The organism is Lysinibacillus sp. NPDC098008 (assembly GCF_044760715.1).
Taxonomy (GTDB): Bacteria; Bacillota; Bacilli; order Bacillales_A; family Planococcaceae; genus Lysinibacillus.
Map to the genome: position 1 here is coordinate 1 of NZ_JBIWBA010000002.1, position 25,522 is coordinate 25,522.

The 25,522-nt window shown below is 37.8% G+C and carries 26 protein-coding genes and 3 riboswitches; of the genes, 7 read left to right on the forward strand and 19 right to left on the reverse strand.

The annotated features are described in order from the left end of the window. Window positions 1-282 precede the first annotated feature (282 nt). Both ACIQVU_RS02405 and ACIQVU_RS02410 read left to right on the forward strand, forming a co-directional pair. Window positions 283-648, forward strand: coding sequence for a BlaI/MecI/CopY family transcriptional regulator (locus ACIQVU_RS02405; RefSeq protein WP_327037041.1), 366 nt, complete (start codon window positions 283-285; stop codon window positions 646-648). Window positions 649-1,099: 451 nt separating this feature from the next. Then, entirely contained in the window at window positions 1,100-1,426 is a 327-nt protein-coding gene (locus tag ACIQVU_RS02410; RefSeq protein WP_340804886.1) for a hypothetical protein, read from the forward strand. Window positions 1,427-1,477: 51 nt separating this feature from the next. Here the strand turns inward: ACIQVU_RS02410 and ACIQVU_RS02415 are convergent, their stop codons facing one another. Beyond that, window positions 1,478-2,146, reverse strand: a complete 669-nt coding sequence (locus ACIQVU_RS02415; protein ID WP_340804885.1) for a hypothetical protein — start codon at window positions 2,144-2,146, stop codon at window positions 1,478-1,480. A 505-nt stretch (window positions 2,147-2,651) separates the two neighbouring features. On the opposite strand from ACIQVU_RS02415, the gene ACIQVU_RS02420 reads away from it, so the two are divergent. Further along, the gene (locus ACIQVU_RS02420) at window positions 2,652-3,131 is read left to right on the forward strand and encodes a JAB domain-containing protein (RefSeq protein WP_402893693.1); all 480 of its coding nucleotides are present in this window, start codon (window positions 2,652-2,654) and stop codon (window positions 3,129-3,131) included. Between the two features lie 121 nt (window positions 3,132-3,252). Here ACIQVU_RS02420 and ACIQVU_RS02425 read toward each other — a convergent pair whose 3' ends face one another. The 3 genes from ACIQVU_RS02425 to ACIQVU_RS02435 all read right to left on the reverse strand — a co-directional run bounded on the left by ACIQVU_RS02425 (window position 3,253) and on the right by ACIQVU_RS02435 (window position 6,588). Beyond that, the gene (locus ACIQVU_RS02425) at window positions 3,253-5,328 is read right to left on the reverse strand and encodes an InlB B-repeat-containing protein (RefSeq protein WP_402893696.1); all 2,076 of its coding nucleotides are present in this window, start codon (window positions 5,326-5,328) and stop codon (window positions 3,253-3,255) included. Further along, entirely contained in the window at window positions 5,312-6,049 is a 738-nt protein-coding gene (locus ACIQVU_RS02430; protein ID WP_402893699.1) for a hypothetical protein, read from the reverse strand. Before ACIQVU_RS02430 ends, ACIQVU_RS02425 begins: the two co-directional genes overlap by 17 nt. Window positions 6,050-6,429: 380 nt before the next feature. Continuing rightward, entirely contained in the window at window positions 6,430-6,588 is a 159-nt protein-coding gene (locus ACIQVU_RS02435; RefSeq protein WP_402893702.1) for a hypothetical protein, read from the reverse strand. On the opposite strand from ACIQVU_RS02435, the gene ACIQVU_RS02440 reads away from it, so the two are divergent. From ACIQVU_RS02440 to ACIQVU_RS02450, 3 genes are read left to right on the forward strand one after another with little or no spacing between them, the layout of a single operon-like run. Then, complete coding sequence (locus tag ACIQVU_RS02440) at window positions 6,539-6,847, forward strand: hypothetical protein (protein ID WP_402894095.1); 309 nt, start codon at window positions 6,539-6,541, stop codon at window positions 6,845-6,847. The two genes, ACIQVU_RS02435 and ACIQVU_RS02440, sit on opposite strands and share 50 nt — an antisense overlap. 2 nt (window positions 6,848-6,849) lie before the next feature. Beyond that, window positions 6,850-7,149, forward strand: coding sequence for a hypothetical protein (locus ACIQVU_RS02445; protein WP_340804880.1), 300 nt, complete (start codon window positions 6,850-6,852; stop codon window positions 7,147-7,149). A gap of 60 nt (window positions 7,150-7,209) precedes the next feature. Beyond that, window positions 7,210-7,905, forward strand: a complete 696-nt coding sequence (locus tag ACIQVU_RS02450) for a hypothetical protein (protein WP_340804878.1) — start codon at window positions 7,210-7,212, stop codon at window positions 7,903-7,905. Between the two features lie 136 nt (window positions 7,906-8,041). Here ACIQVU_RS02450 and ACIQVU_RS02455 read toward each other — a convergent pair whose 3' ends face one another. The 12 genes from ACIQVU_RS02455 to ACIQVU_RS02515 all read right to left on the reverse strand — a co-directional run bounded on the left by ACIQVU_RS02455 (window position 8,042) and on the right by ACIQVU_RS02515 (window position 21,392). Further along, window positions 8,042-9,115 (reverse strand): PQQ-dependent sugar dehydrogenase, encoded by a 1,074-nt coding sequence (locus ACIQVU_RS02455; protein ID WP_340804877.1) that lies wholly within the window; start codon window positions 9,113-9,115, stop codon window positions 8,042-8,044. Window positions 9,116-9,564: 449 nt separating this feature from the next. Next, complete coding sequence (ribH, locus tag ACIQVU_RS02460) at window positions 9,565-10,029, reverse strand: 6,7-dimethyl-8-ribityllumazine synthase (protein ID WP_340804875.1); 465 nt, start codon at window positions 10,027-10,029, stop codon at window positions 9,565-9,567. A 12-nt stretch (window positions 10,030-10,041) separates the two neighbouring features. Further along, entirely contained in the window at window positions 10,042-11,229 is a 1,188-nt protein-coding gene (locus tag ACIQVU_RS02465; protein WP_340804872.1) for a bifunctional 3,4-dihydroxy-2-butanone-4-phosphate synthase/GTP cyclohydrolase II, read from the reverse strand. A 12-nt stretch (window positions 11,230-11,241) separates the two neighbouring features. Beyond that, the gene (gene ribE / locus ACIQVU_RS02470) at window positions 11,242-11,874 is read right to left on the reverse strand and encodes a riboflavin synthase (protein ID WP_340804871.1); all 633 of its coding nucleotides are present in this window, start codon (window positions 11,872-11,874) and stop codon (window positions 11,242-11,244) included. Between the two features lie 9 nt (window positions 11,875-11,883). After that, a complete protein-coding gene (gene ribD, locus ACIQVU_RS02475) occupies window positions 11,884-12,915 on the reverse strand; it encodes a bifunctional diaminohydroxyphosphoribosylaminopyrimidine deaminase/5-amino-6-(5-phosphoribosylamino)uracil reductase RibD (protein WP_340804869.1) in 1,032 nt (343 codons plus the stop codon). A 96-nt stretch (window positions 12,916-13,011) separates the two neighbouring features. Further along, window positions 13,012-13,129: riboswitch (FMN riboswitch) on the reverse strand. Window positions 13,130-13,213: 84 nt separating this feature from the next. Beyond that, a riboswitch (FMN riboswitch) is annotated at window positions 13,214-13,331 on the reverse strand. A gap of 83 nt (window positions 13,332-13,414) precedes the next feature. Further along, a riboswitch (FMN riboswitch) is annotated at window positions 13,415-13,532 on the reverse strand. Between the two features lie 236 nt (window positions 13,533-13,768). Next, a complete protein-coding gene (locus ACIQVU_RS02480; RefSeq protein WP_340804867.1) occupies window positions 13,769-14,695 on the reverse strand; it encodes a CAP domain-containing protein in 927 nt (308 codons plus the stop codon). Between the two features lie 126 nt (window positions 14,696-14,821). Continuing rightward, a complete protein-coding gene (locus tag ACIQVU_RS02485) occupies window positions 14,822-16,177 on the reverse strand; it encodes a YjiH family protein (protein WP_402893707.1) in 1,356 nt (451 codons plus the stop codon). A gap of 838 nt (window positions 16,178-17,015) precedes the next feature. Next, complete coding sequence (locus ACIQVU_RS02495; protein ID WP_340804863.1) at window positions 17,016-17,348, reverse strand: hypothetical protein; 333 nt, start codon at window positions 17,346-17,348, stop codon at window positions 17,016-17,018. Next, window positions 17,345-18,172, reverse strand: coding sequence for an ABC transporter ATP-binding protein (locus tag ACIQVU_RS02500; RefSeq protein WP_340804861.1), 828 nt, complete (start codon window positions 18,170-18,172; stop codon window positions 17,345-17,347). Before ACIQVU_RS02500 ends, ACIQVU_RS02495 begins: the two co-directional genes overlap by 4 nt. A gap of 39 nt (window positions 18,173-18,211) precedes the next feature. Beyond that, window positions 18,212-19,252, reverse strand: a complete 1,041-nt coding sequence (locus ACIQVU_RS02505; protein WP_340804859.1) for a FecCD family ABC transporter permease — start codon at window positions 19,250-19,252, stop codon at window positions 18,212-18,214. Then, the gene (locus tag ACIQVU_RS02510) at window positions 19,245-20,261 is read right to left on the reverse strand and encodes a FecCD family ABC transporter permease (RefSeq protein ID WP_340804858.1); all 1,017 of its coding nucleotides are present in this window, start codon (window positions 20,259-20,261) and stop codon (window positions 19,245-19,247) included. The genes ACIQVU_RS02505 and ACIQVU_RS02510 overlap by 8 nt, the downstream gene beginning before the upstream one ends. 126 nt (window positions 20,262-20,387) lie before the next feature. Further along, window positions 20,388-21,392 (reverse strand): ABC transporter substrate-binding protein, encoded by a 1,005-nt coding sequence (locus tag ACIQVU_RS02515; RefSeq protein ID WP_340804856.1) that lies wholly within the window; start codon window positions 21,390-21,392, stop codon window positions 20,388-20,390. A gap of 413 nt (window positions 21,393-21,805) precedes the next feature. On the opposite strand from ACIQVU_RS02515, the gene ACIQVU_RS02520 reads away from it, so the two are divergent. Beyond that, a complete protein-coding gene (locus ACIQVU_RS02520) occupies window positions 21,806-22,117 on the forward strand; it encodes a CotD family spore coat protein (RefSeq protein ID WP_340804854.1) in 312 nt (103 codons plus the stop codon). Between the two features lie 63 nt (window positions 22,118-22,180). Here ACIQVU_RS02520 and glnA read toward each other — a convergent pair whose 3' ends face one another. The 3 genes from glnA to ACIQVU_RS02535 form a co-directional block, all read right to left on the reverse strand. After that, window positions 22,181-23,515: a type I glutamate--ammonia ligase gene (glnA, locus tag ACIQVU_RS02525; protein ID WP_340804852.1), complete on the reverse strand. Its 1,335-nt coding sequence runs from the start codon at window positions 23,513-23,515 to the stop codon at window positions 22,181-22,183. 55 nt (window positions 23,516-23,570) lie between these two features. After that, the gene (locus ACIQVU_RS02530; protein WP_340804851.1) at window positions 23,571-23,948 is read right to left on the reverse strand and encodes a MerR family transcriptional regulator; all 378 of its coding nucleotides are present in this window, start codon (window positions 23,946-23,948) and stop codon (window positions 23,571-23,573) included. Window positions 23,949-24,101: 153 nt separating this feature from the next. After that, window positions 24,102-25,355, reverse strand: a complete 1,254-nt coding sequence (locus ACIQVU_RS02535; RefSeq protein ID WP_340804849.1) for a methionine gamma-lyase family protein — start codon at window positions 25,353-25,355, stop codon at window positions 24,102-24,104. Between the last annotated feature and the right edge of the window lie 167 nt (window positions 25,356-25,522).

A 25,522-nucleotide genomic window follows, 5' to 3' on the forward strand; every position in this document is an offset into this window, starting at 1 on the left:
CGTCAGATGGAAAAGAAACTTCGAAAAAAGATGGTAACGGTAATAGCATTTTGATAAACTTGGAGTACAAAGCGAAAACTCCTCTCGTGGTTTGTTTCGACAACAATTACGATACGTGAGTTTTCGCTTTTCTTCTATAGAAAATATGAAATTATTGAATTAATAGGAAGTCAACCACAAGTTATGGTGAAGAACCAAAACTATGAAGTTATAGTAATATTTACCATATCATTGAAGTTTATAAAATAAAGGGTTCATAGAAAAGAGGTGAATTATTTGTCTGTGTTCCATAAATTAACGAATACCGAAATGGAAATTATGCAAATCATTTGGGAACTGAATCGTTCTGTTACATCAAGTGAATTATTAGAAATCTTTGTAGAAAAAGCTTGGAAAGGACAAACCATCAATACCTTTTTATCTCAATTAGTTGATAAAGGATTATTATCTGTAACAAGAGGAAAATGGCGCATGAATCATTATAGCCCTTGTATAACATTTAGAGAATACAAGAAAAGGGAAGCTAAAAGTATATTAGATACAATGTATCAAGGGTCTGTGAAAACCTTTTTAACGACACTCTACGGTGAGAGAGTAGTAGATGATGAATTGGAACAATGGCTTTCAGAGAAGCAGGTGAATAGATAGGTTAATGATAGGACTATAGGGCACTTCTCATATTATCACTATTTTGCCTGCGTTTTCGTAATAGTTAAATTTTCTTGGTCATCCTAAATCCACCATTTTCTTAAGGTGAAATAATTAATAGAATAGCTTTAATAAATGGTATATTTCACAAGTTATTTAACAATAATATTTATTGAATAATTTAGAAATTAATGATAAATTAGGAATATGTATTTGCAAAGAAAAAATACATAGTATTGCAATTACACAATGTTTTAACTTGACATGGAGCCTCTGTGGTTATGAGTACCAAGCTAAAAAGCTAGCTATATCAATGGCTGGCTTTGCCGAACAAGGCTATCATATGCCTACCACTCCAAGTAAAGTCACAACGCCAAGTTAGATTGCAATACTCTGCACTTTTATTTTGCAATACACAAATATATAGAATAAGGAGGTATTCAAGAGATTTATGAGCGATTCTAAATATTTGAGTGAAAGTGAAATTACAGAAATATTAGAAAGTAGACCTAGAAACATAGAAGGATTTGTGCAAAAAATAGAGGTTACTGATAGAGTTGCTTTAAGAGAATCATTAGAAAAAACACTAGAGGTATTTAAATTAGAAGAAAATTTTAATCGTATTGAGTTTTTTAATAATGTATTGAATAATTTTGAAAACACAACTTTTTTTATAGATTTTGCAGAGGGTAATTTTATGTTTTATTCTTTTGAAACGGTTAAAAATTCTACACACTACGAAATAAAAGACACTGGTTTTTTTAAACTTCCAAAATAATATAAAACATCTTATGAATGAATAGTTCATAAGATGTTTTATTAACATTATTTATTTTATACCAAGGAAGGTAACACCAGCAGGGGTAGGCGTAACAGTTTTGCTTCCATCTCTTACTACATATTCAGCCATAAATGAGGCTTTATTTTTGTAGTGAGGAATATTGTAATCTCCTATTTTTCTGTCTATAAATGGTTTGATACTTGTTTCATTAAAAAATTGTTTAACAACTGGTGTATAATAATTCGTATTTGGTAATATTGCATAACCATAAAGATTGCCACCTATTTGGTCAATGCTATCTACACCAATATTTCTAGCGTACAGTGTAGCATAGAAAAGTGTATCAGAATGGCTAACATTACGGAACATTACCATACCAGCGTTAGGTAAAAATGGTTGAATACTAGTAGCATTTATTAACGGCTCGATTTCTTCGGCAGGTATTACTTCAACATCTTCTAAATCTAATTTTTTTAATACCTCTTCAATGTTTTCAACTTTTGCATTAGCATTTTCTTCAAAGTAATTGTCTATTATCTCCAATTCTTCAAGAGTAGTAACTCTATTTGTTGTTGATAATATACCTTCATTTTCTAAGATGCTCTCTATTTCTTGCTGGCTAAGGTTATCTGATGTTTTAGCAAGTCCAGAAATAGGTAAAAAAGTGAAGATTGTTAACATCAATACCGCTAATAAAATGGATATTTTTTTCTTCATGTTATATTTCCTCCTTTAATGTAATTATATGTATTATATAATCGCTTATATGTCGAATTTTGTAAAATTATGAAGTGATAAAAAGTTTTTTTGTTTTCTGTAACATTTTAGACACATCCTAATATAATTATTAAATACATTGATAGTAAATCATTTATGCAAAAAAAGAAAAGATGAGAGGAATGCGTCAAGCATTCCTTTTATTATGAGAATTTATTCGATTTCTTTCGCCACTGTAAATTCGGCAGTTCAACTAAGAAAAGAACATGTCAGATTCTGCCTAACACGTCCTTTTCTAAGTTTCACCCACTACATGGCAAGAACCATCAAAATTTTTTGTCAACAGGCTATCGCCACAAAAATTTTTGAGTTATTGTTCCACAATTTCTTGCCATGTAGTGGATGCCGAATTTCTGTGGTCTACCAAGAAATCGGAAAAAATTCAGCCTTCCGACTTCGAGATTGCGGCTTCAAGCAATCGAAAAAATTCGAGGAGGGAAAGAAAATGACAGAAAAACAATTATTCCAACCTATCTATGAAATCATTCGATTAAGGGCAGAAAGACGCAAGTTACCAAAGAAATACCTTGCTGAGCAGTTAAATCAGCATACGGTAAGAAGTCCAGAAGATTTTGCGAGTAGTGCTATCAAGTTTATGAGTGATGAGGGGAGAGAAATATTTTTAGTGGCTTGTCTGTCTACTCAAAATGAATTGTTATCTTTGCATCGCTGTCACATAGGTACACTCGATATGAACCTTGTATCACCAAGAGAAGTCTTTAAAACAGCAATAATGCAAAATGCGGCGTCTATCATCGTGGCACATAATCATGTGCGTTCCAATTGTACGCCAAGTCCAGAGGATGAAGTAGTGACAGAACGCTTGCAACAAGCAGGGGAAATAATAGGGGTGGAATTACTCGACCATTTAATCGTGACAAGTAATCAGTTTATCTCGCTAAAAGAAAAAAGCTACTTCTACTAGACAAATAAACAATCTTTTCACTTGATTGAAAATGCTTAACAAGTGAAAATACGGCACATGTTCATGCCATCCTCCTCCATGAACATGTGACGATAATTATTCAGGTTTTCTTATGAAATGGTTATTTTTCTATTCGCATAATCCGATATAAAAAGGCAACAAACTGCGCTCTTGTAACAGGTTCATTTAGGCGGAAATTGCCATTATCGCCTAATGCAATGCCTTCACGCTCTAACACCGCAATATAGCCTGCACTCCAATGTTGGCTATCTACATCTTTAAATGAACTTGTGCCTTGTGGTGTTAGCCCTAGTACGCCCACAAGGACTTTCGCTAATTGTGCTCTTGTCATATTTTCGGTTGGATGGAACGCACCATTTGCCCCATCGACAATGCCTGCTTGTTGTAATGTCGCAATTGCCTCATAGTAAGGATGATTTTTCGGTACATCTGAGAAATTCTCAGCGGTTCTTACTGTTTCGAGGGAAAAGGCTCTCGTCAATAACACTGCCACATGCATACGACTAATCGGTGCGTTTGGACGGAAAGACCCATCCTCATAGCCTTGGATAATACTGCGTGCTGCCAGTTCCTCAATCATGTCTTTTGCCCAATGGCTTTCTACATCATGAAATGTCACGTTTGGCTTTGGTAATGGCGGTTCTTGTGGCTGCTTCGGCTCTTCCACAGGCAATGCTGTCCACTTCGCATAAAGCGTACTATTTTCTCGCACAACCATTTCCTCTGTCAACGGCTTTGTCAGTGCTTCATCTTGATACCAACCATCAAAACGATAGCCTTCTCTTGTTGGGCGAGGTATCTCACTTATTTTTGTGTTGTAGGGTATTTCGATTGGTTGTAAAGCTGTGCCACCGTTCGTTTGCAAGGTGATGGTTACTTTTGTTGGTGGTGAGTAGTCGTTGTCATTCGATACAGATGATGGATTACTGCCTCCGCCTGTTGCGGGTGGGTTCGCTGTCCACTCGGCATACAGTGTCACATTGGTTTTTCCCATTAGAAATGTTGCATTTTCAGCATAGGATGTTCCTTTACCATCTGCTTGCGTGTTCCAACCCTTGAATATATAGCCTGTTCTGACGAGCTGACCGCTATTGCCTTGTACGGTTACATGGTCATTTTCTTCGTAGACTCCATTGTCTTTTGGCACAGTACCGCCTGTTGCGCCATTTTTATCGTAGGTCACTGTATAGGTTGGGTTTGTTGTCCATTTTGCATAGAATGTCTGATTTTGTGCGTTCATTGTGAAAGAGGCATTTTCAGCATAGTCCTGTCCTTGACCATCTGCTTGTGTATTCCAGCCTGTAAATGTAAAACCTGTTCTTGCTAAGTTGCCACGATTTTGTATGTTTACAGCACCGCCTTGTTTATAAGTCAGTTTATCAACAGGTATATCACCTGTTGCGCCATTTGCTTCATACATTACATGGTAAGCGAATTCCGATTCATACGCGCCTAAATCGATGAAGCTACCTTGCCTACGTGGGTTGCCTAAAAGGTCAGTCGATTGTGTATTGAGCGCATTGTTTCCTTTATTAATCGCGGGCGACCCTGCTCGTAGTTGATAATCTTGCTGATTTGGGTCAATGAAAATAGCGTCTGGTGTGTACGTATCAGGTTGTATATCCGTTGTTGACTGATGAAATTTGGCTAGCACCTGCCCATTTTCTTCTACATCCAATAAGCTATTTTCAATCGTACCACTATAGTTAGCAAGTGCTGGGTTGCCAGCATTACCTACGATAATACTATTGTGAATTTTACTGTTTGCACTGCCGCCATAAATAGCGTTTGTGCCTTTATTGCCAATCATTGTGACGTTTGTTAGGGTGGGGCTACTACTATAGGAATTGTACATGCCCCCTCCAAAAGCTGCGGCATTGCGATCAAACGTCACATTTGTGAGAGAGGGGCTACTATTAACATTGTACATGCCCCCACCTACGCTATAAGATGCGGTATTGCTACTGAACATCACATTCGTGAGAGAGGGGCTACTATTAGCATTGTACATGCCCCCGCCACCGCTGAGGACAGAAGATACGGTATTGTTACTAAACGTCACATTCGTGAGAGAAGGGTTACTATTAGCATTATACATGCCACCTCCATAAGATAATGCGGCATTGCTACTGAACATCACATTTGTGAGAGAGGGGCTACTATAAGTATTGTACATGCCCTCCATAATAAGATGCGGTATTGCTACTGAATATCACATTCGTAAGTGAAGGGCTACTATTAGCATTGTACATACCGCCCCCATTCCTTTCTGGAGTATCTGGATGATCCGCATTTCCTCCTGTAATGGTTACACCATCTAAAATCGCCGTATCATTTAAATTCAAGCCAGATGGATGATAAAAGACACGATAAGCATTTCCTGTATTATCCGTTGGGGTATTATCAATATCCCCACTTAACATCGTTTTATGATTCTTCCAATCTCGTTCTGTAACAGTGGTTTCTGTGCCATTAAAGCCCCCGTAAATCGCAACATTATTTTGCATTTGGAAGGTATTATAACGGTCTGTTGTTCCACCAACTTTTTCCGATGGTATATACGTCCCTTGTGCCAGCCAAATTTGTACAGTTGTTGCTCCTGCTGTTAATTTAGTGGATGCTTCGTCAAGTGCTGACTGTAAATCGCCAAAGGCATTTGCCCAGCTTGTACCATCTCCACTTGCTCCTTGTTTCACATAAATCACCGCACTATCCGCTGTCGTTGTCTGTTGTGTGATGGCTGCACTATCTGCGGAGGTCGTAGGTATTTGTGTGACGATAGAGCTTATTGTATTATTCTCATCTATCGCCATTACTGGTAGACTACCAAATAGCATTTGCATGAATAAGACCATTATTGCTAGAAAAGCAAGGGGTTGTTTGGTTTTTCGTTGCATGTGCATGGTTCCTTTCCATTGATTTTGTTTTACGTGGATAAATTATACAGAGCGAAGGTTAAAATTAGGTTAAACAATAAAAATTAATCTAAAAAAGGTTGATTAACTTAGCTCAATACATATAAGACTGTTCTCAAAATAAAATAGTAGGGTAGCTATTAAAAAGGAAAAACGGAAAGTTCGTTATCTCTGTGTCAGGCAAAACGAAATAGTCAGTCACCCATTCTATTATTTGTGCTTCCAATTCATGGTTTCTCAGAACAATCTACGTCTATTCATTTTGTTTGGTCAAAGAAAATGACCACTTAAAAACGCCATCTGTCGGTAACATACCGTTCAAATGACACTTTATGTGTGATTATAGATGTGTTTAATTGTCTTTAGATTTCTATAAAGCCTTGTATATCAAGGGTTTCAAACGGTTGTCTATATGTACATGCTCCGAATGGCGCTGGTAAAACGACCTTTTTAAATCTTTTAGCAGGACTTATTGCCCCAACAAACGGCACAATTTTAGTCAATGGGGACAATGTTTTCAACGCCCCTTCTACTTTACGTGATATTTACTTTATCGCTGAGAGCGGCAACTTTCAAGAAGATATGACCATTGCGCAAGCATTAAAGGCAAACAGCTTTTTCTATCCAAAATGGGATGAGGAGCTTGCACATGAATTGCTGCAAGCATTTGCGCTAAATCCAAAGGATAAAGTGCGGAGCCTATCAAAGGGTATGGTATCTGCACTTGGCATTATTACAGGCTTTGCAAGCAATGCAGCCATTAGCCCTATATTGGCTTAGATGTGGCAGCACGTAGTATGTTTTATGATTTGCTAATCGACCAGCAAATTGATAATCCACGATTATATATTTTATCGACACATTTAACTGACGAAGCTAGTGAATTATTTGAGGAATTTTTTATTTTACAAGAAGGGCAGCTATTACTTCAAAAAACGGCTGATGAATGGTATCAGCATATTGTTGCGGTTAAGGTTAATGCTACTGATGTTGTAGCGGCCATTGGTGAATTAGCCATTATCCATCAACATATGTTTATGCAAGAAATGGTTGCAATTGTCCATACAAAATGTCAAGCTTGAATCGGTTTCTCTACAAGATATGCTGGTGTATTTAAGTAAACAGAAGGCGAGGTCAGGAAAATGACAACATTAAAGGGTAGCTTTTATATTCTCATTCAAAGCTATAAGAAAAATATTATTATTTTTTGGGGCATTTTATGTTCCATTATACTATTGGCATTTTTTATAGATGCATTTTTTGGTCAATATGTAACATTTGCTATGACGATATCCATTCCCGTCTATATTTTCTATAGTTCAATGGCAGCTAAGTTTTTAAATAAAACTTTACCTTATTTTTTAAAGCTTGATGTTAGCCGCCAGCAATATATGTTGAATATTGGACTATTTTTTATTAGCTGGAGCCTTATAGGTGTGTTTATCATTGCTTGTGCACATAAAATTATTTCTTACGTTTCAAGCTTATTACATGTCAAAGATGTACTTATTATCCATCCAATTTTATTTTTTGGTACATCCCCTTCATTTTTACAAATGATGGCTTTGGATACTGTTTTACTATTATTCTGCCTTAGCTCTGGTCTTCTTTTAAATGTTGTGTTTTATCGTTTAGGGATATTAGGCGGCTATAGTTTTCTTGGCTTGCTTGCGTTTATTCCGATTTTAATGGTGATTTTCGAGTGGTATTCCCCATTGTTTGACTTCCTAACAGCATCATCCATTGCAACACTTATTAGCGGGCTACTTCTTTTTAGCATCTTACTGTATCTTATTATTGCAGCCAGTATGCGTAAAGTTTCGGTAAATCCTGCATAAAAAATAATAGACAAAGTCGATTTTTTCGATTTTGTCTATTATATTTAAATTAGGTTGCTATAAACCCAATTTTTTTAGATTTTAGCTTGCTGCTACTCTGTGGCTAGGGCAATATTTTGATGCCTCAGCCTTATTATTACTCCAATGCAGACAGTGGAATACGATAGAGCTTATCATCATGCTCTTGTGGATTTCCCCGACCATCCGAATTATTGCTAATAAAATAAAGAAAGTCATCTTCAATCAAGACATCCCGAATTCTACCTAAGTTCGTGATGACCTTATGTATTTCTTTCGTATCTAAATTAAATTGTAGGACGGCTGTCCCTCTTAATGCCGCTACATATAAATGACCATTATAATAAGCCATACCAGATGGTGCCCAAGTTGTATCGCTTCCTGAAGTAAACAGTGGTGCAATTAAATTTTCTTGTGCCTCCTTGCCTTCAATAATCGGCCAGCCGTAATTTTGACCCGCATGAATTACATTAACCTCATCATTCGCCTGGTTTCCATGTTCACTTGCATACATTGTTTCATCTGTTGACCAAGTAAGCCCTTGAGGGTTGCGGTGTCCATAGCTATAAATAAAGGATTCTGGAATAGGATTATCACTTGGAATGGTTCCATCCAAATTCATTCTTAAAATTTTCCCACCTAATGATGCAAGATTTTGTGCAATATCGCGATTAGATGCATCTCCCGTTGTTGCATAAAGCTTTTCATCTGGTCCTATTTTCAATCTTCCTCCATGATGATAAGTACCACTTGGAATTTGATCTACAAGCACGCTTTCTTCTATCCACCTATTATCCTCAAGCTGTAACGTAACAATGCGATTAAATTGACCGTCAGCATCTTCATACGTATAGTACGCATACGCTTTATTGGACGTTAAAAAATCTGGTGCTACAACAAAGCCAAGCAGCCCCGCCTCTGATGCTGTTGATAGCTCTTTGTCAAGCTTTACACTTTGTCGTTGTACTTTTTCTCCCTCTATTTTGACAATACTACCTGATCTCTCTGTTAGATAAAATGTATTGTCGATTTTATGAATGGACCAAGGTGCATCTAAATTTTCTGCAATCACCTCTATCTTCTCATCAGATAGCTGTTGCTCCTTTTCTGTATCATTTGCTTGTGGCGTATTTGCAGAACAACCTACGAGTAAAGCGATTATCAGCAAGTAGAGTGCTAATGTCTTTTTCATCGTTATCCTCCCTAAGCTTTTCAATTTTTTCTACTATATCCTAAATCAATGCTACAATCATCCTACCAAACCTCTCTTAAGGCGATTATAGAATGGGATGGTAAGGTTAGCAAATACCTATATCGAATAAATATCTATAGCAAATAAGCATAGAAAGCAGACCATATGCTATATTCTTGTAGTGGCAACGCAAGAGCCTATGTCTGCTACAGCTAATCCATTGCATTGATCGTAGCCTACATGATTAAGACAATGAACAAATCTTACAGAAGAAGAGCATCAGGCAATATTAGTAGTGAGCTTTGCTTTCAACCATTTAACCTTATGCTAAAGGCTGTGTTTTCAAGTTCAGCAAACATTTTTTATAATTTACAAGAGCGTATTTTTCTATAGGTAGGAGAAGCTCCATTCATGAAGCTGGGGTTTCTCTCTAAACTATGAGCTAATAGCTATAACATTTTCGTTAAATTTGCCATCTCAATAGCAGCAATAGCAGCATCATAGCCTTTATTGCCTGCCTTTGTACCAGCTCGCTCGATGGCTTGCTCAATCGTTTCTGTTGTGACAATGCCAAAAATCGTTGGTACACCTGTTTGTAAGCCTACGTTAGCAATACCTTTTGCTGATTCATTACATACATAATCATAGTGTGTTGTTGCTCCACGGATAACCGTACCAAGCCCAATAACAGCATCATATTTTTTAGACTCTGCCATTTTTTTCGCTATAAAGGGCACTTCAAATGCGCCCGGCACCCAAGCAACTTCAATAGCATCGTCCTCTACACCGTGACGCTTTAAGCCATCAATGGCACCTGCCAATAATTTATCATTAATAAACTCATTAAAACGTCCAACAACAATCCCTATTGTTAATCCAGTACCTACCAGCTGTGCTTCCAATGTTTTAACCATACTTCATTCCTCCTATAATAAATGCGCCATTTTTTCTTTTTTTGTATCCATATAATGAGCATTTTCTGCTACTAAACCAGCGATAAGTGGTACACGCTCCACCACTGTAATACCATATCGTTCAAGCTGTGCTACTTTATCAGGATTGTTCGTCATTAAACGAATAGATGTGACACCTAAATCTTTTAGCATTTGTGCACATAAGCTGTAATCACGCAGCTCACTCGCATAGCCAAGCATTTCATTTGCCTCTACTGTATCGTAGCCTTGCTCCTGTAATTCATAGGCTTTTAGTTTATTGAATAAGCCTATACCTCGTCCTTCCTGTCGCATATAAAGAACTGCCCCTACCCCTTCCTGCTCAATCGTAGCAAGCGCTGTTTGTAGCTGCGCACCGCAATCACAGCGTTTGGAGCCAAAAACATCACCTGTTAAGCATTCTGAGTGAATACGAATAAGTGGTGCTGTGACATGCTGTAAATCTCCTTTAATAATGGCAACATGCTCCTTAGCATCAATAGCGTTCGCGTAGCCAATCATTGTAAAGTCACCATAATGAGATGGTAATTGAATGCTCGCTTCGCGTGAGATAATTTGCTCTGTTGCAAGGCGATAATGGATTAAGCTTTCAATTGTTATAAGCTTCATTTGAAAGCGTTGAGCAAGCTCTTTTAATTGCGGTAGACGAGCCATCGTACCGTCCTCATTCATAATTTCGCAAATAACACCCGCTTGCTTACTGCCACAAAGCATGGCTAAATCAACGGCTGCTTCTGTATGTCCAGGTCTTGCAAGAACGCCATTGTCCTGTGCAATTAATGGAAAAATATGCCCCGGGCGGCGAAAATGCAATGGCTGTGCATGTTCATCCAGCATTTTTTCAATCGTTAATGCCCGTTGAAATGCACTAATCCCTGTAGTTGTATCAATATGATCAATGCTTACTGTAAAGGCAGTTTGATGATGATCAGTATTATGCTGAACCATTGGCGCTAGCTTTAGCAATTGCGCTATTTGTGTACTAACAGGGGTACAAATTAGCCCTTTTCCATATGTAGCCATAAAATTAATAACCTCTGGTGTTGCATATTCCGCTAATACAACAAAATCTCCTTCATTTTCGCGATTCTCATCATCGACAACAATAATTACTTTTCCCTGCTTTAAGTCAGCTAGTGCTTCTTCAATTGTGTTAAACATACTATCCCACCTTTAAAATCCATGTTGTTGTAAAAACTCTGCCGTTAATGTTGTTGATTTTGCCTGTAGCTGTTTCGCAATATACTTTCCTAGCACATCTGTTTCGATATTTACAAGGTCCCCTTCCCGCTTAAAGCCCAGTGTTGTTTCATGGATTGTATGAGGAATAATAGATACTGTCACAAGCTCCTTTTGTAACCCAAAAATCGTTAAACTAATACCATCAATTGCAATTGAGCCACGGGGTATGCATAACGCACTTGCCTCTTGAGAAACTCTTATATCAAAATAAACTGCATTGGCAAACGGACGTTTACGCAAAATCGTGCCTACTTCATCAATATGTCCCGATACAAAATGTCCACCAAATCGACCATTGGCACTCATCGCACGCTCTATGTTAACCGTAGCACCTATTTGTAATTGTGAAAGGGCTGTTGCACGTATTGTTTCTGGCATTACATCAGCTGTAAATTGCATATTCGTAAAGCTTGTTACCGTTAAACATACGCCATTAACAGCAATGCTATCGCCGATTTTTAAATCGTGCGTAATCTTTTGAACACCAATCGTCAAAGCAATGGATTCTTGCCCTTTTGCCATTTGCTTAATCGTCCCAAGCTCCTCAATAATTCCTGTAAACAAATGCTCACCTCATTTCATTGTTAGCGTTAATTTAATATCCTCACCTATTTTTTCAACTTCAGTAAAAGTAAATGCTCCTGCTAAAGCCTCTGTTGCCATTGAAAGTGCCTCAGCGCCCAATAATTTCGGAGCGATATACACTATCATTTTTTGGACAAGCCGTTGCTGTAAAAAGGCATCTGCCATTTGACAGCCAGCTTCAACATATACTGTCATAATGCCTTCAGCTGCCAGTATTCTTAAAATATTGCGCAAGGAGCAATCTGCTATTACAAATGTACGAACTCCTGCAAAATAACGTGGCTTTGCTGTAAAAAGCCATGTTGGAGCTATATTGTCATTCAATACTTTCGCCGAACTTGGAACTTTCCCCTCTCGATCAATCACAACTCGAATCGGCTGCTTCATTGATGTACCTAACCGATTTGTTAAACTTGGATCATCTATACAAACAGTGTTTGAGCCAACTAAAATAGCATCATGCACTGCACGCGCATTATGAACATCTTCTTGAACTTGTCGACCTGTAATGGCTGTTTGCTTCCCCTTTTCAGCAGTAATTTTGCCATCTAATGAAATAGCTTGCTTTAATGTCACATAGGGTAAGCGCTGTGAGATATAGTAGAAAAATGCTTCATTTAATGCTCTTGCTTCATGCTCACATAATCCCACACTTACTGTAATACCTGCCTCCTCTAACCTTTGGACACCTCGTCCAGCAACAAGTGGATTCGGATCAAGCGTGGCAATAAAAACATGTGTTACCTGTGCTTGAATAAGTGCCTCTACACAGGGACCAGTTTGTCCAATATGGCTACAAGGCTCAAGCGTGACATACACAGTTGCCCCTTGCGCTTTCTCACCTGCAATTTTTAACGCATTGATTTCTGCATGTGCCTCACCTGCCTTAAGATGTGCTCCAAAGCCTATAATCTCCTGATCTTTTGTAATAACACAGCCCACTAATGGATTGGGAGCGGTTTGATTGCTTCCTGATTTCGCCAAATCTATAGCAAATTGCATAATTTGTTTGTCATTCATTTCCTCACCTCCTTTAAAAATAAAAAGCCACCTTAAAATAAGGGGCTTTTACGGAAAAGGCATCACTAAATAAACCAGCATAATTGCTAGCTTTTTGCCTACCTTCTCTCATCCAGACTGTTACTGTCGGCTTCGGAATTTCACCGAATCCTGCTTATTTAAGCTCGCGGGCTTTACCGCCGATTGGGACTTGCACCCGACCCCGAAGGACTTTTATTCAATTAAAAAATGACCCTACATTCTACTGCGGGGTCATTTTTGGCATTGTCAAATAAAGCCACATCTCTGTCGCTTTTTTGCCTACCTTCTCTCATCCAGACTATTACTGTCGGCCTCGGAATCTCACCGAATCCTGCTTATTTAAGCTCGCGGGCTTTACCGCCGATTGGGACTTGCACCCGACCCCGAAGGACTTTTATTCAATTAAAAATGACCTCACATTCTACTGCGGGGTCAAAATAAGCATCATCAAATAAAGCCACATCTCTGTCGCTTTTTTGCCTACCTTCTCTCATCCAGACTATTACTGTCGGCCTCGGAATTTCACCGAATCCTGCTTATTTAAGCTCGCGGGCTTTACCGCCGATTGGGATTTGCACCCGACCCCGAAGGTACTATTCATATTGCGTCTAATTATACAGCAATCATTAAAAAAATCTAGCCATTTTCTAAAAATACTTTATAGCTAAAAAGTTATTGCTGCTCTAAACTTTACAAAGTAAGCCTTCAATTAGTGAAAGTTTCCTTCATCCTATACTGATTCATACAGAATAAAAAAGCACTGAACTATTGAATGAGAACAAGGCACTTTCCTTCTCAGCCCTTTCTTTTTTCAATAAGTTCAGTGCTTTATTTACCTAGGTGTATAAAATCCAATTGTGTAGTATGGAATATTTTTATTTGAGAATTGTACACCTACAAATGCATGCGTAAATTTAGCCTGTAAAATATTTTGACGATGTCCTAATGAGTTCATTAGTGCTTCATGTGCATAAATAGCACTATATTGACCATATGCAATATTTTCACCCGCATAGGAATATTCTATACCGCCAGCCTTCATACGATCCCAAGGCTCTTGCCCTTTCAGATTTGTATGATCAAAATACTGATTAGTAACCATATCAAGGCTATGAAGACGACCAATCTGATTATACTGTGATGCGTAGGAAAGTGCAGCTATGCCTTCTGATACACGTGCTTGATTCATCAAATGTACTGTTAATTCCTCAAAGCTTTTTTGACGTGCTTGGGATGCTTGTGCGTAGAAGCCATTTTTCGATAGTTCTATTTCCTTCGTTACCCATAAAATCGAACGAACCGTATTTTTAGCATGTACATCATAGAAAAATGTTACATATTTACCATCAATAAGATATGTACCGTGTGTTGTTTGACCATACGCATCTTTATAAGATTTCGTATACTTAGTCATACCCTTTAAAATAGCGTCCACTGGTGTACCATATTTTTTCGTCACAGTTGTGCTTGATTCACCAATTTTAATGCCAAACAAAGACTGACCTTTACGTGTATCATAGCCACCAACAATTTTATTATTTTTACGACCAACTAAATAAAATTGCCGATAGTTTTTAGATGCCATTTCCCATTCCATATCATATTCTGATGCAAATGTTCTATATGGCTTTTTCTGAATTACCGACTTTTTTATCGCTGCAACCGCTGTATCCCCACTTGCACTAGCATGCGTTATAGGCGTTAAGACAGGAAATATTAGTAACACTATCGCAAATATAGCAAACCATTTTTTTAGCATAAGTAACACCCTCCTTGTCCATTTATAGTTATTCTTACCCTAATTTTACTATTTAATTTTCTATGAATCTATAGTCGAATATATATATTAGACAAGGAAGGTATCGTAATATCTTGATCATTTTTATTAAAATAGCAAGTGCCCCACCGCTGCTGCAATTGGTAATGAAATCAATGTACGTAATATAAATAAAATAACTAGGTCAAAAAATTTCAGTGGAATTTTTGTTCCTAAAATAAGACCACCTACTTCTGACATATAAATGAGCTGTGATACAGAAACAACCGCAATCACAAATCTTGTTACTTCTGACTCAATACCTGCACCTAAAATTGAAGGTAGGAACATATCTGCAAAACCTACAACCATTGTTTGTGCTGCCTCTGCTGCCTCTGGTAAACCAAGCACTGTTAAAATCGGCTCAAATGGTTTCCCTAAGACAGAGAAAATACTTGTAAACTCAGCTAGCATTAAGGCAGTTGTACCAAAAGCCATAACAATCGGTGCAACACCAATCCATAAATCAATAACATTTCTTGAGCCATCCTTTACAAATTGGCGTGGATCACGATTTGCCTGTGCAACAGCAAGTGCATGTTCTAAACCATGCGATGCAGCACTATAGCCCTCTGGTAACTTCTCACGTGAATAGTCTACCGGTGTACCATCAATATAAGTATCTTCTTTCTGAGCAAGTGGATAAATTCGTGGCATAATAATGGCTAGCACAAGACCACAAAGAACAACTGTTAAATAGTATGGGATAAAATAGTTTGCTAAACCTACTGTTTCCAATACAACAATACAAAATGTAATAGATACAACAGAGAAGCTTGTTGCAATAATAGCCGCTTCTTTTTTTGTGTAGTTCCCCATCTCATATTGCTTACTTGTCATTAATACCCCAATTGTTCCATCACCAACCCATGATGTAAGGGCATCAATGGATGAACGTCCTGGGCTTTTAAAAAGAGGTCGCATAATACGAACCATCATTGTACCGAAAAACTCAAGCAGTCCGAAATTTGTTAAAAAAGGTAGAAGGAACCCTGCGAATAAAAATATGGTAAATAAAAACGTCACAAGTCCACCATTTGGGTCCATTAGCAAGCCACCTGTATTTTCATTATTAATAGCAGCAGGCCCAAAATTAAAAACGACCATTGATGCAAACACTAAACCAAGACAGCGTACAATCGTCCAAAACCAATTCACATAAAATAATGTATCTAAAATACTGGGCTCTTTAGCATTTCTACGAGGAATAAATTTCGCAATAAGCGCTCCAATGGCAGAAATGGCGAACATTATAACAGTGAAATAACTTATTATAGGTGCAACTATACCTGCAAATTGATTCGCTAAAATAGCTATTGGTACTTTCCAGACACCATCTGATAAAACTGGTGTCATAAATAAAAATATACCGATTAAAGATGGAATAATAAAATAAAAATACGTGGAAGTAGCATACTTTTTCATTTTTGACAAAACCTCATTTCTTGTTTTACTAGTACAAATTTTTGCTAAACAATTACAATCGACATTATATGGAAAATAACTACTTTATTATCATATTCCTTCTATGTGGTACAAACTGTCTAAACATGCCCCCTTTGTTTATGATAAAAAATATCGGTTACAATCATCCCTTTTCATTCAATACAGCATTCCTCCCGCTATTATAAAACTTTTACAAAAACTTTGAAGTTTAATGTTTAATCCAGAAAAAAACTAACTTCATTCATGTTTTTATAACAAATCTACTTTGTAGAACTATTGTAAACGCTAACATAAGCTCGGTTCAACCTCACATTTTTATGCATATTTATGCATTCATATTTCTCATGATATTTAACGGAAATGATAGTGGGAAAAAGAAAAGTGAATAAACGGAACCGTCTATTCACTTTGGGGAGTTGTAAATACTTCATGGGGTTAACTTGGCATTTTTATTTTCGGGCAGGAGATACAAAAGTCATTCGCTTCTTCAGAGGTGTGATAATAAAAACAGCATGTTTTGCTCAAGCGTATTGGTTGCTCCAATTCTTTGATTGTCACTTTAGGTCTACAATAGTTCGTTAAAGGATTCTTTCTTTCACCAAAAAGGGAGCCTGGCGCTTCGTTTACAATATACTGATAATCCTCTTGTATACGAGCTATTTCTTGCTCACTGGTTCCTTCTTTTATTTTTGTTTTATAGAGCCAATTTACATAAATCGTTGTATTTTCCCATAGGATTGTTTTTGGAACTTTACTTATTGCCGTTAATGATTGTCACACCTTCGCTAAATTATTTGCAAAGATTTCTTTGAGAACCTCATTCACAATCTTCTACTAGTACTGACACCGTGCTATCTATTAGCCGAATATTATTAATTCTACAATGTAGCCTTTTATCGTATTTTGACATAACGTAGAATGCTGAGGTCATCGTTAGGACGCTATAGCGCTTCGCAAATAACGATGCTGTCACTAATGTAGATAGTAACTGAAAGAAGTGAGCAATTTTTTGTAAATATGCTAGAGCTTGTTCATTGTCCAATAAATTTTTGGCACATAGAGAGTAAGTAGTATCTTCAGTTGGCTCTATCGTTAAGCGATAATCTCGTAGCAAAACTGATATTTCTTCAGCTGACAGTGTTAAGCTCAACTAATCCCTACCTGCTCTAATTCCTCCGTTTGGACGGTTCGTCCCTTGCCATGTGGAACACATAATGGTGTACCGAATAGCGGGTCGTTAATAATTGTACAATCCATACGAAAAACTGCTTGTACCATTTCAGCTGTCACTACCTCCTCTGGCCTACCTTGCGCATAAACCTGTTTATTACGCACCGCCACAATATGATGGGCATAGCGACAGGCCAAGTTTAAATCATGTAATACCATAACGACTGTACGTCCTTCATTTTCATTTAACTCAAATAGTAAATCTAAAATTTCTACTTGATGAGCCATATCTAAATAGGTTGTAGGCTCATCTAGTAAAATAAGGTCTGTTTTTTGAGCTAATGTCATGGCAATCCATACACGTTGCCGCTGACCGCCTGATAATGCATCTACTGGTCGATCAGCAAATTCAGTCATCTGTGTTACCTCAAGTGCATTGTTTACAATTTTTTCATCCTCTGTAGACCATTGCTTTAACCAGCTTTGATGAGGATAGCGACCTTGTTTAATCAATTGCTGAACGGTTAATCCTTCTGGCGCAACAGGACCCTGCGGTAAAATAGCTAAACGTTTTGCCACCTCTTTAGTTGGAATGGCATCGAGTTTATTATCATCTAAGAAAATTTCACCTGACTGTGCTTTTTGTAGTCGTGCAAATGTTCGAAGTAGTGTGGATTTCCCACAACCGTTAGCCCCTACTAATACTGTAATTTTGCCTTTTGGTATTTGAAGATTCAAATCCTCCAAAATAAAATTTTCACCATAGCTTACATGTAAATTTTGTGCTTCTAAGATATTTTTCAAAATTCTGTCACCCTCTTCTCACCCTTTTATCCTATAGCTTTATTGATTACGTGTTCTAAATAGTAAATAAATAAAGAACGGTGCGCCAATGGCAGCTGTAAATACGCCTGTTGGTAAATCCTTCGGTAAAAAGGCTGTTCGTGCCACAATATCAGCTACAATAACAATGATTCCACCTATAATAGCTGTCACAGGAATTAATCCTGCAAAGGAACGCCCGACAAGCATTCTGCTCATATGAGGGGCCACTAATCCAACAAAGGCAATGCCACCAGCAAAAGCGACAGCAGAGCCAGCTAGCATCACACTAATGAGTAGAAAAAGCAAACGATACACTTGCACTTTTACACCTAGCCCTATCGCTATGTCATCTCCTAACTCCTTTACATTCACTGTTCTTGCCAAAATAAACGTTAGTGGCAATAAAATAACTAGCCATGGTAATAGCAAATAGACATCCTGCATATTCGCCCCATACAAACTACCTGTCAGCCATAAATAGGCCTTTGTTGTTGCGGCTACTTCACTGATGACAAGGAGCATGGTCACAACTGCCTTGGCTAAGGCAGAAATCCCGATACCAATAAGCACCATCCGAATAGGTGTGACCCCTTTTCTCCATGATAGGAGATAAATAATAAAGGAGATAATGGCAGCACCTAAAATAGCAGCTAAAGGTAAAAACTGAATGCTGACAGACCCCATAAAATATACGATAAAGACAATCGCACCCATTGACGCTCCACTCGTTACACCAATAATGTCTGGAGCAGCAAGAGGATTACGAATAATTCCTTGTAAAATTAAACCAGCAACCCCTAACGCAGCACCAACTAATAGTGCCATTAATACACGTGGCAGCCTTAATGTATGTAAGACAAAATCGTAATCTTCATTCCCATAGCCTAATAATTCTTTCACCACTGTGATAGGGTGGATAAACTCACTGCCTACAGATAAACTAAGAATCGTAATAATCACTAATAATAAGCTTAATAGTAATAGAATCCAGCAAGTTCTTTTGGCAATTTGAAACGATATACGATTAGATTTTGTCCGTACCGTCATATAATTAGGCATTTTTCGCTAACCCCTTTCGTGCAATATAGATGAAGAAGGGAGCTCCGATTAAGGCAGTCATGACGCCAATCGGCATTTCTAATGGCATAATTACATATCTCGCTGCTATATCAGCTAATAGTAGCAATATTGCTCCCAATACGGCACTATACGGAATAATCCAGCGATAATCCATCCCAACAAGATGAATGGCAAGATGAGGGACAATCAAACCAATAAAGCCGATTGAACCTGCAACAGCTACTGAACTGCCTGCAAGTATAATAATTATTATACCTAGTGTAATTTTCGTAATCATTGTTCGTTGTCCTAATCCTTTGGCAATATCATCACCTGATTGTAGAATATTGATAGAACGTCCCATAAATATTGCTACGACTGTGACCACCAAAATAAACGGTAGGACAGGTACAAGCATGTCAATGCTACGACCCGATACAGAACCTGCTAGCCAAAACAAGACGCTTTGTAAACCCTGTTCATCAATAACTAAAAGCCCTTGCGTAAACGAGATAAATAGAGCTGTAATCGCTGCACCAGCTAATACTATCTTAATCGGTGTTAAACCATCTCGTCCTAATGAGCCAAGGAAAAATACCATAGCACCCGCTACACCTGCCCCTAAAAAGGCAATCCACATATAGCTCATTAAAGAACTAATGGAAAATAGCGTAATCGCGCTGACAATAAAAAATATAGCTCCTGCATTAATACCTAAAATATCAGGGGCTGCTAGAGGATTTCTTGTTAATGCTCGCATTAACGCCCCTGCTATAGCAAGACCTGCGCCAACTACTGTAGCAATCACAGCTCTTGTAAATCTAGATGTTCGAATAATAACATGCTCCTTGTTAGTAGCATCAAAATGAAAAATGGCATCATAGATTGACGAGAAAGGTATGGACGTTTGACCAATAGCTGTGCTGATGATAAATGCCAGCAAAAGAATCAAACAACTGATGAATAAGCCTATTTGTTTCATCGAGGTACTAGAAAGAATAATTCTCATTTTACGCCAACTTTCTTGCTCTACAATTTATCTTACGCATATAGTTGTAGGTTTCAAAAATGCTCAAACACTACAATAAGAGGGCTGTGTTAAGCATGCTCTCACACTTTAAACAGCCCTTATTTACTATCTTTCTAATTCAAATTTGTCATAAATATCATCTAACATTAAATTAGCACTAATGATTCCACCAGCTAGATTCCAATTAATTTCATCTACCTGATAAACCTGATTTGCCTTCACAGCATCCAGCTCTTTCCATAGTGGATGGCTTGTCCATTCCTCGTAAGTTTTTTTGACTGTGTTATCATTTTCCATAAACATATAAATAACATCTGCATTCATTTGTGTGATGCTTTCCTTGTCAGTTAGCTTCACAATTTCTAAAGAATCATCTGTTAAATTTTTAGGACCTTGGAAGCCAAGCTCAGATAAAATAGAACCTGCATACCCTGTTACATAAATACGAGCATGGTCTGCTCTAAAGTTAACAACAGAAACATGGAATGGCCATTTATCGCCAAGCTTCTCTTTGATTTTTGTTTGGAAATCAGCAACTCGTGTATCCCAATCTTCTAATAACACTTTGACCTTGTCTTCCTGCTGCATTGCTTGTCCCATCATTTCAGCCGTCCCTTTGAAATCAAATACTGTTTCATGAGCTACTGTTGGTGCAATTTGTGATAACTGATCATAAATTTCCTCATGACGTACTTTCGAAGCAATAATTAAATCTGGTTTAAGCTTTGCAATTTCTTCAAGGTTTGGTTGTGTTTCTTGTCCAACAATCGCAACGCCATCAAGATCATTTTTTAAATAATTATAAACAGGCGCTTCAGCCCAAGATTCTACTACCCCAACTGGCTTAATGCCCATTGCTACTGCAACATCTGTAGCACCTTGATATAGTGTAACAATTTTTGTAGGTGTGCCTTCAATCGTTGTAGTACCCATTGCATGTGTAATTTCACGACTAGAAGATTCTGTATTACTTTCTTCTGCTGTATCATTTTGTTGTGTACTACTGGAATTCGATGTTTTCTCCCCACACCCGACTAATAATAACGCGAAGGTTAATAGCAGCGTGAAAAGTACAAAAAAATTGTTTTTTTGTAGTGGTAATTTTGACATACATATCCTCCTAAGAAGTAATCGACAACGATAATCATTATCAATTAAAGAGTATACTGTACGATTGTTTTATTGACAATATCAATTTTTTAAAAAACATGCTTTTTTAATCAATCGCTGATGCTCTTCGCTTTTGATACAAAAAGAATTTGCTGAGCCTAGATAAAAATTTATTTTAAATTAAACATTCATGGCATTTAACCAATTCGATTGCTCTATACAATAAGCTTATGACTCTACAAAGAGCGTTTTAAAAAAACGTTCATTTCATTCAAAGGTGTAGATAAGTTTTCTATTATTTTAGTTACTTATTAGATTTACCTATGTATTAGTAGGCAAATAAATAGTCCCCACTCAAACAGATTTCATATGTTAGTAATGAACTACAACTTATCAAAACAGGAGGTAATAACATGTTTCAACGAAGACGCCATTCGGCAAAAGGTCCACACTGCTGTCCACCACAAATGATGCCAACGCAATTTGATCCACCACAAGTTTTACCAACAGAACAATATGTACGTACAAATTATATTCATACAGTTGTGCCACATGTACAACCTGCACATATTACAACAGTAAACAAACATATGATTGACCATCAATACTATTTCCCATATACAGAATCAGTTGTCAATGAATGCTGTGAAAACCATACGCTTTGCGGCACACCACATAACCACTGCCATATGCCACCATGCCATCATAGATCTAAAGGCTATTAACTAAAACCGAGCCAATAGAAAAAGGGCGACTCAAAGTTATATTTGAGTCACCCTTTTGAATGATTAATACATTTTTAAATACTGATCGCGCTCCCACTGATGGACAGTTGTGCGGTACATATCGAATTCGATTTCTTTTGCTTCTTTAAAGTTTGCGTAAATATGCTCACCTAAAGCTGCTTGTGCTACTTTATCTTTTGCAAGTAATGCTAAAGCATCGTCAAGTGCTGGTGGTAAGTTTTCAATACCATTCGCTTTACGCTCTTCCTCTGACATTACATAGATATTGCGGTTAATCGCTGCTGGTGGTGTTAATTGTTGACGGATACCTTCTAGACCCGCTTCTAAAATAACAGCCATCGCTAAATATGGATTTGCAGATGGGTCCACAGAACGTACCTCAACACGAGTAGAAAGACCACGTGCTGATGGGATACGAATTAATGGTGAACGGTTTTGTGCAGACCATGCTACATAACATGGTGCTTCATAACCAGGTACTAGACGTTTATAAGAGTTAACTGTTGGATTTGTGACAGCTGTAAAGCCTTGAACATGTGCAAGAACGCCTGCCATAAACTGCATAGCTGTTTCAGAAAGTCCTAATTCAGTAGATGCATCGTAGAATGCATTTTCCTTACCTCTAAATAATGACACATTAAAGTGCATACCAGAACCAGCTTCGCCAAATAAAGGCTTCGGCATAAATGTAGCATGCAAGCCGTGCTTACGTGCAATTGTTTTTACAACAAGCTTAAATGTTTGGATATTGTCACAAGCTGTTATAGCATCTGCATATTTAAAGTCGATTTCATGCTGCCCAGGTGCTACCTCATGGTGAGATGCTTCGATTTCAAAACCCATTTCTTCCAACTCTAATACAATATCACGACGGCAGTTTTCACCAAGGTCAGTTGGCGCTAAATCGAAGTAACCGCCATGGTCATTTACTTCTAATGTTGGTTCGCCTTTTGCATCTAATTTGAATAAGAAGAATTCTGGCTCAGGCCCTAAATTGAAGCTTGAGAAGCCCATTTCTTCCATTTTTTTCAGAATTCGTTTCAGGTTATTACGTGGGTCACCAGCAAACGGTTCGCCTTTAGCTGTATATACATCACAAATAAAACGTGCAACTTTTCCTTTTTCAGAAGTCCAAGGGAATACTACGAAAGAATCAAGATCAGGATATAAATACATATCTGATTCTTCAATGCGAACGAAGCCTTCAATAGATGAGCCATCAAACATCATTTTATTATCTAATGCTTTGTCTAGTTGACTTACAGGAATCTCAACGTTTTTGATTGTGCCAAGAATATCTGTAAATTGTAAACGAATAAAGCTTACATGTTTTTCTTCGATAAGACGTTTAATGTCCTCTTTTGTGTATTTACCCACAGTTTTCCACACTCCTATAATTTGTCTAGCTTATATGTTTACTCACTCCTATTAATTAATAGAAACGAGATAAATCCCCGCGTCGGATGGATGCTTTTTGCATGCGCTGTGCTTGACGCATTTCCTCACGCATAATCTTGCGTAATTCTGAATCACTTAAATCTTGTTCATCAATCGTTGCAGCAGGATTGTTCTTTTTCGCAAAAATCTTTTTAATTTTTGCCATATTCATACCCTGCTCTAAATAATCTTTAATTTCAAGCAATGTGTCGACATCGTTTAATGAAAACATGCGACGGTTGCCCTCTGTTCGGTGCGGCTCAATTAAATGGTGTTCTTCATAATAACGAATTTGTCGTGCCGAAAGTTCTGTTAATTGCATCACAATACTCATCGATAATAACGGCATCGTTCGTCTAATTTCACGACTCATTTAAGTCCTCCTCCAATACCCGCTAATCATATAACGAAATTTTTGCACTGTCAACCAATCATGTAAGGTTACCTAACATGATTGGTTATATTTTTTAAAAACCGATGAAAAATTGTAAAAAACTATTCAATTTTATAGTTTATAACGTTTTATTTAGCTATTTTGAATCGCCTGCACCGCACTGCAAATGGCAAATTTTACATGCTCATACGTTAATCCTCCTTGGATAAACGCTGTAAATGGTGGGCGTATTGGGCCATCTGCTGTTAGCTCAATGCTGGAGCCTTGTATAAATGTGCCTGCTGCCATAATGACATCATCCTCATAGCCCGGCATATAGGCTGGTTCAGGTGCATAGTGGGCATTAATCGGTGAATTTGCTTGGATTTCACGACAAAAGGCAATCATTTGCTCAGCTGTTTGGAATGAGACCGATTGAATTAAATCTGTACGACTTGCATTGTAGCTTGGCGAGGTGCTCATTCCAATTTCCTCTAGCATCGCTGCGGTAAAAATAGCACCCTTTAATGATTGTGATACCACATGTGGCGCTAAGAAAAACCCTTGATAAAAATCAGCCAATGTATTTAAGGTAGCGCCCGCTTCTGCCCCAATCCCTGGAGATGTCATACGATAAGCACATTTTTCCACTAAATCTGCACGCCCTGCAATATAGCCACCGATTTTTGCTAAGCCACCACCTGGATTTTTAATAAGTGAGCCTGCCATTAAATCAGCCCCAACCTCTGTTGGCTCCTGTGCCTCTACAAACTCACCATAACAATTATCAACAAAAATAACAGCGTGTGGTGCTAATTTACGCACTGTCGCACACATATCCGCAATATCAGCAACTGTAAAAGATGGACGTGTCGCATAGCCCTTAGAGCGTTGAATAGCAATCATTTTCGTGCGCTCGGTAATGGCTGCTGCTACTCCGTCCCAATCAATGGCTTGATTATCCAATAAATCAACATGTCGATAGCCAATATTGTAATCCTTTAATGAGCCGGTATCTCGGTCACCACCATCGACAATGGCTTGCAATGTATCATATGGCTGACCTGAAATATACAGCAGTTCATCGCCAGGTCGTAGTACACCGAATAGACTAAGTGTAATCGCATGTGTTCCTGAAATAATTTGTGGTCGTACAATGGCTGCCTCTGCGCCAAATACCTCCGCATAAACACGCTCTAAATTATCGCGCCCCTCATCATCGTAGCCATAGCCATTTGATGGATGTAGATGATAGTCGCTCACCTGATGCTTACGAAAAGCCCCTAATACTTTTTGCTGATTATAAAATGCCATTTCCTCCACTTTTGCATGATAGGGTTGAACTTTTCCCTCTATTTTTGCCGCTAATGCTAGCGTTTGTGCTGATAAATTTGTCGTAAACGTCATTCTTTTCTTCTCCATTTCACAGTTGTCCCGTATATTTACGCTGACGGATGTTTTACTTTATTCCAATATTATCTTAACAATTTGTTTGTCTACCTGCAAAACTTGCCTATTGTTTCTTTGCGCAATTTACGCTAAGCTAATGTGCGGACTATTTAGCAGCTAAATTT

Bases quoted from the DNA above. Each gene is read 5' to 3' on its own strand.
- ACIQVU_RS02410 (WP_340804886.1), top strand. From the start codon at position 1,100: ATGAGCGATTCTAAATATTTGAGTGAAAGTGAAATTACAGAAATATTA.
- ACIQVU_RS02415 (WP_340804885.1), bottom strand. From the start codon at position 2,146: ATGAAGAAAAAAATATCCATTTTATTAGCGGTATTGATGTTAACAATC.
- ACIQVU_RS02420 (WP_402893693.1), top strand. From the start codon at position 2,652: ATGACAGAAAAACAATTATTCCAACCTATCTATGAAATCATTCGATTA.
- ACIQVU_RS02425 (WP_402893696.1), bottom strand. From the start codon at position 5,328: ATGTACAATACTTATAGTAGCCCCTCTCTCACAAATGTGATGTTCAGT.
- ACIQVU_RS02430 (WP_402893699.1), bottom strand. From the start codon at position 6,049: ATGCAACGAAAAACCAAACAACCCCTTGCTTTTCTAGCAATAATGGTC.
- ACIQVU_RS02450 (WP_340804878.1), top strand. From the start codon at position 7,210: ATGACAACATTAAAGGGTAGCTTTTATATTCTCATTCAAAGCTATAAG.
- ACIQVU_RS02455 (WP_340804877.1), bottom strand. From the start codon at position 9,115: ATGAAAAAGACATTAGCACTCTACTTGCTGATAATCGCTTTACTCGTA.
- ribH (WP_340804875.1), bottom strand. From the start codon at position 10,029: ATGGTTAAAACATTGGAAGCACAGCTGGTAGGTACTGGATTAACAATA.
- ACIQVU_RS02465 (WP_340804872.1), bottom strand. From the start codon at position 11,229: ATGTTTAACACAATTGAAGAAGCACTAGCTGACTTAAAGCAGGGAAAA.
- ribD (WP_340804869.1), bottom strand. From the start codon at position 12,915: ATGAATGACAAACAAATTATGCAATTTGCTATAGATTTGGCGAAATCA.
- ACIQVU_RS02480 (WP_340804867.1), bottom strand. From the start codon at position 14,695: ATGCTAAAAAAATGGTTTGCTATATTTGCGATAGTGTTACTAATATTT.
- ACIQVU_RS02485 (WP_402893707.1), bottom strand. From the start codon at position 16,177: ATGAAAAAGTATGCTACTTCCACGTATTTTTATTTTATTATTCCATCT.
- ACIQVU_RS02505 (WP_340804859.1), bottom strand. From the start codon at position 19,252: ATGCCTAATTATATGACGGTACGGACAAAATCTAATCGTATATCGTTT.
- ACIQVU_RS02510 (WP_340804858.1), bottom strand. From the start codon at position 20,261: ATGAGAATTATTCTTTCTAGTACCTCGATGAAACAAATAGGCTTATTC.
- ACIQVU_RS02515 (WP_340804856.1), bottom strand. From the start codon at position 21,392: ATGTCAAAATTACCACTACAAAAAAACAATTTTTTTGTACTTTTCACG.
- ACIQVU_RS02520 (WP_340804854.1), top strand. From the start codon at position 21,806: ATGTTTCAACGAAGACGCCATTCGGCAAAAGGTCCACACTGCTGTCCA.
- ACIQVU_RS02530 (WP_340804851.1), bottom strand. From the start codon at position 23,948: ATGAGTCGTGAAATTAGACGAACGATGCCGTTATTATCGATGAGTATT.
- ACIQVU_RS02535 (WP_340804849.1), bottom strand. From the start codon at position 25,355: ATGACGTTTACGACAAATTTATCAGCACAAACGCTAGCATTAGCGGCA.